This is a genomic window from Mycobacterium sp., assembly GCF_019243155.1.
GTDB lineage: Bacteria > Actinomycetota > Actinomycetes > Mycobacteriales > Mycobacteriaceae > Mycobacterium.
Window position 1 is genome coordinate 1 of the sequence record NZ_JAFAUS010000441.1, and the last position, 4,498, is coordinate 4,498.

The window sequence follows — 4,498 nt, forward strand, 5'->3', positions numbered from 1 at the left end:
GACGTCGTCATCGTGTCCTCGGGTGCGATCGCCGCCGGTATCGAGCCGCTCGGATTATCCCGTCGCCCTAGGGATCTCGCGACCAAGCAGGCCGCGGCCAGCGTCGGGCAGGTCGCGCTGGTGAACTCGTGGAGCGCGGCCTTCGCCCGGTACGGCCGCACGGTCGGGCAGGTGCTGCTGACCGCGCAGGATATTTCGATGCGGGCCCAGCACACCAACGCCCAGCGCACCCTGGACCGGCTGCGCGCGCTGCACGCGGTGGCGATCGTCAACGAGAACGACACGGTGGCCACCAACGAGATCCGGTTCGGCGACAACGACCGGCTTTCGGCGTTGGTGGCTCATCTGGTGGGTGCCGAGGCTTTGGTGCTGCTCTCCGACATCGACGGCCTCTATGACTCCGATCCCCGAAAAGCGAAGGGCGCGAGATTCATTCCCGAGGTGTCGGGGGTGGCGGATCTGGATGGCGTGATTGCGGGCCCGGGTAGCGACCTGGGCACCGGCGGCATGGCGTCGAAAATGTCGTCGGCGCTGCTGGCCGCCGACGCAGGGGTGCCGGTGCTGCTGGCCGCCGCAACCGACGCCGCGACCGCGCTCACCGACGCCTCGGTCGGCACGGTGTTCGCCGCCCGCCCCGATCGCATGTCGGCGCGCCGCTTTTGGGTGCGCTATGCCGCCGATGCATCCGGCGCGCTGATGCTCGACGAGGGCGCGGTGCGCGCGGTGGTGCGGGACCGCCGCTCGCTGCTGCCCGCGGGCATCACCGCGGTGTCCGGCCGGTTCTACGCCGGGGACGTCGTCGAATTGCGCGGGCCGGAAACGACGATGGTGGCCCGCGGCGTGGTCAGCTACGACGCGGCCGAGCTTTCCACCATGATGGGCCGGTCGACGTCAGAGTTGCCCGGCGAGCTACGCCGGCCCGTCGTGCACGCTGACGATCTGGTGACGGTGTGACACCGGCGTCAGTGCGGCGACATTGACTCCAGATACAGTGTGCGCCAAATGATTTCGGCCAGCGTGGCGGCCAGTTCGGAATCGTAGTCGGGTGGGTTTTGCGGAAGGTTCTGCTGGCAGGCGCGCTCGACCATCCACGTCAACGCGCTTGCCGTGGTGGGCGCGGGCAGCCCAGCGTGGATGGAGCCGTCGGCCTGGCCGTCCTCGATGACGCGGGTCATTCGCTGCGAGATGCCGGTCAGTAGGTTCCGGTAGGTCTCCGCCGTCAGCGGGTCGTATGCCGCCATCTCGTTGAGTGCGATCAGCACCGCCTGATGCCGCCGGTAGCTGGCGATGATGTTGGTCATCGCGTCGCGGACATCATCGGGGTCGCGCCGGCCGGCCACGCTCCACCAGCGTTGCGCGGCATCGGCCAGGTCGCCGAATACCTGCCCGGCGAGCCGCCGCAACAAGTGGCCCTTGTCTTCGAAGTAGATGTAGAAGCTCGCGCGGGAAATGCCGGCCTCGCCCGACAGCCGGTCGACGCTGAGCTCGGTGAAACTGGCGCCCTCGCGCATCAGCCGCTCGGTCGCGTCCAGCAGGCGACGTTCCATCTGCTCGCGCCGCTGCTCGCGGCCCAGCCCACGCTGACCTTGCGGTTTGCGCGTTACCGATGGCATGCGCAGAGCATAGCCGATGGGCAGACATATTGACTAGACATAGTGTCTAGGCATATCGTCGAGTCCAGTGTGACTGGGGTCATACGCGACGGGAGGAGCAACGATGACGGTGACGACCGGTAAACCAGGCAGCCGCGCCTACGATGCGATCGATCTGTCCTCGCGGGCGTTCTGGTCCACGACCGCGGCCGACCGGGAACGTTCGTTCGCCGTGCTGCGGGCCGAGCGTCCGGTCAGTTGGCATCCGCCGGTCGAAGACGCCCTGATGCACGACCCCGCCGACCCCGGCTACTGGGCCGTCACCCGCCGCGCCGACATCGCCACGGTCAGCCGCAACAACGAGGTCTTCCTGTCCGGCCATGGAGTGATGTTCGAGAACATTCCCGTGGAGTTGCTCGAGGCGTCGCAGTCGTTCCTGGCGATGGACCCGCCGCGACACAGCAAGCTGCGCAAGCTTGCCCAGGCCGCGTTCACCCCCAGGCAGGTCCGCCGGATCGAGGACTCGATCAAATCGAACGCCAAGACCATCGTCGACGAGCTGCGGGCCGCCGGCAGCGGCGCCGACTTCGTTCAGCAGTGCGCCAAGGAACTTCCCATCCGGACGCTGTCGGACATGATGGGGATACCGGAGTCCGAGCGCCAGCAGGTGGCGCACGCCGCGGACGCGCTGGTGTCCTACGCCGACCCGGACTACCTCAACGGTCGCAACCCGCTGGAAGTGTTGGTGGAGAACCAGATGTATCTGCACCAGGTGGCCAACTCGCTCGCTGCGTCGCGCCGCGAATACCCCGGCGACGACCTGTTCAGCAGCCTGGTGAACGCTGAGGTCGACGGCGACCGGCTGTCCGACGCGGATGTGGCCGCGTTCTTCGTATTGCTCGCCGTGGCCGGTAACGACACCACCCGTCAGACCACCAGCCATGCCATGAAGGCGCTCACCGACTTTCCAGACCAGAGGGCTTGGCTGCTGGCGGCTTTCGAGGACCGGATCGGCTCGGCGGTCGAGGAATTCATTCGCTGGGCCACCCCGGTGATGACCTTCCGCCGCACGGCCGCAACGGATTTCGAACTCGGCGACCAGTTGATCCTGGCGGGGGAGAAGGTGGTGATGTTCTATTCCTCGGGCAACTGGGACACCGAGGTGTTCGACCACCCCGAGCGGTTGAACCTCAGCCGTGATCCCAACCCGCACCTCGGCTTCGGCGGCGGCGGACTGCACTTCTGCCTCGGTGCGCACGTCGCCCGCGCGCAACTGCGCGCCATCTTCGCCGAGTTGCTGCATCAGCTGCCCGGCATTCAGGCGGGCGAACCGGCTTTCGTGGCAGGCAATTTCATCCACGCCGTGCGCAGCCTGCCCGTCACGTTTTAGGGCAACGGCGTCAGGTCTCCGGTCAGCTCCGACGCGAGCAGAGCCAGCAATTCGGAGCATCCGCCGTCGACCTTGACGGCGGCCAAGTCATCGCCCCGGGTGCGGCCGCGGTTGACGATGGCGACCGGAATGTCGCGGGCCGCCGCATGACGCACGAACCGGTAGCCGGAGAACACGGTCAGCGACGAGCCCGCCACCAGTAGCACCTCGGACCGATCGATCAGCGAATACGCCTGGTCCACAATTTCTTTCGGCAAGCTTTCGCCGAAGTAGACGATGTCGGGCTTGAGCATTCCCGCGCAGCGCGGGCAGTCGAGGTAGCGGAACGAGGCGGTGTCGGCGACGAACGCGTCCGCGTCGGGAGCCACCGCCAGCCCGCCAATCGCCTCGGCGCGCTCGATGAATCCGGGGTTGAGAGCCTCGAGTCGTTCGGCCAGCGCGACCCGGCTCAGCGTGTGGCCGCAGCTCAGGCAGATCACCTCGGCGTACGTGCCGTGCAGGTTGATCACGTTGCGGCTGCCGGCCTTGGTGTGCAGCAGGTCGACGTTCTGGGTGATCACACCGGACACCACCGAGGCGTCTTCGAGCGCGGCCAGCGCCCGGTGGCCGGCGTTGGGCAGCGTGTCGTCCATATGCCGCCAGCCGACATGGTTGCGCGCCCAGTACCGCTGCCGAAACACCGGGTCCGACGTGAACTGGCGAATGGTCATGGGATTGCTGGGCGGCGAATCCGGCCCCCGGTAGTCGGGAATTCCGGAGTCCGTGGACATTCCCGCACCGGTTAACACCGCCACCCGCCGGCCGGCCAGCAGCGCGACCAGCTCGGGTGCTTCTGCGCTGCGGGTGATCACCTATTCGAGGGTACGGATCGCGCTCATTTGAGGCAGTCCGCTGCCGTCGTGATCTCGGCGGACATGTTCCGTTCCATCATCATCAGCGCCGCTTTGCCCAGCTCCTCGTCGATGTGGGCGACGCCGTCCCTGGGGATCACCACCTGGAAGTGGCGTACGTAGGCGTCCAGAGCGCTGTAGAGGATGCACTGCTCGGTGACCTGTCCGGTCATGATCACCCGCTGGGTGCCGAGACGGTTGAGCAGATACGCCAACGGTGTCGAGTAGAACGCGCTGTGGCGGACTTTCGTGACGGTGCGGCTGCCCGGTACCGGCGCGATCGGGTCCACCAGCTCGGGCCGTGCGCCGTTGCACGCGGCATCCACCAGGTCGGAGAACTGCGCGGTGAAATCGCCGTAATTGTCGTTGACGTACACCAGGTCCACGTCATCGGATTCGCGTGCCCGCCGGACCAGATCGGCCAGCGGATCGATGATCCTGCCGACGTTGGGTATCAATGTGTCAGCGTCGGGATGCTCATAACTGTTCATCATGTCGACGACCAAAACGGCGGTGTCACTCATGCTGGGGTGATACCCGGCGAATACTTGTTGACACAGCTAAGGCGACAATGGAAGGGCGATGGACTTTTACAACGCTTACAGCCAGGGGTTTGTCCGCGTAGC

5 protein-coding genes are annotated in these 4,498 nt (G+C 66.5%); 2 read left to right on the forward strand and 3 right to left on the reverse strand.

What is annotated here, in order from left to right; all coding sequences use genetic code 11:
* Window positions 1–954: glutamate 5-kinase (gene proB, locus JOZ00_RS22735; RefSeq protein WP_293348376.1), on the forward strand; the 954-nt coding region annotated here is incomplete at its 5' end.
* 8 nt (window positions 955–962) lie between these two features.
* Here the strand turns inward: proB and JOZ00_RS22740 are convergent.
* Entirely contained in the window at window positions 963–1,613 is a 651-nt protein-coding gene (locus JOZ00_RS22740; RefSeq protein WP_293348379.1) for a TetR/AcrR family transcriptional regulator, read from the reverse strand.
* A gap of 103 nt (window positions 1,614–1,716) precedes the next feature.
* Here JOZ00_RS22740 and JOZ00_RS22745 point away from each other — a divergent pair, with 103 nt between their 5' ends.
* Complete coding sequence (locus JOZ00_RS22745) at window positions 1,717–2,982, forward strand: cytochrome P450 (RefSeq protein WP_293348382.1); 1,266 nt, start codon at window positions 1,717–1,719, stop codon at window positions 2,980–2,982.
* On the opposite strand, the gene JOZ00_RS22750 is transcribed toward JOZ00_RS22745, so the two are convergent.
* Both JOZ00_RS22750 and JOZ00_RS22755 read right to left on the reverse strand, forming a co-directional pair.
* Window positions 2,979–3,833 (reverse strand): Sir2 family NAD-dependent protein deacetylase, encoded by an 855-nt coding sequence (locus JOZ00_RS22750; RefSeq protein WP_293348385.1) that lies wholly within the window; start codon window positions 3,831–3,833, stop codon window positions 2,979–2,981. The two genes, JOZ00_RS22745 and JOZ00_RS22750, sit on opposite strands and share 4 nt — an antisense overlap.
* Window positions 3,834–3,856: 23 nt before the next feature.
* Entirely contained in the window at window positions 3,857–4,396 is a 540-nt protein-coding gene (locus tag JOZ00_RS22755) for an isochorismatase family cysteine hydrolase (protein WP_293348387.1), read from the reverse strand.
* Window positions 4,397–4,498: the final 102 nt, after the last annotated feature.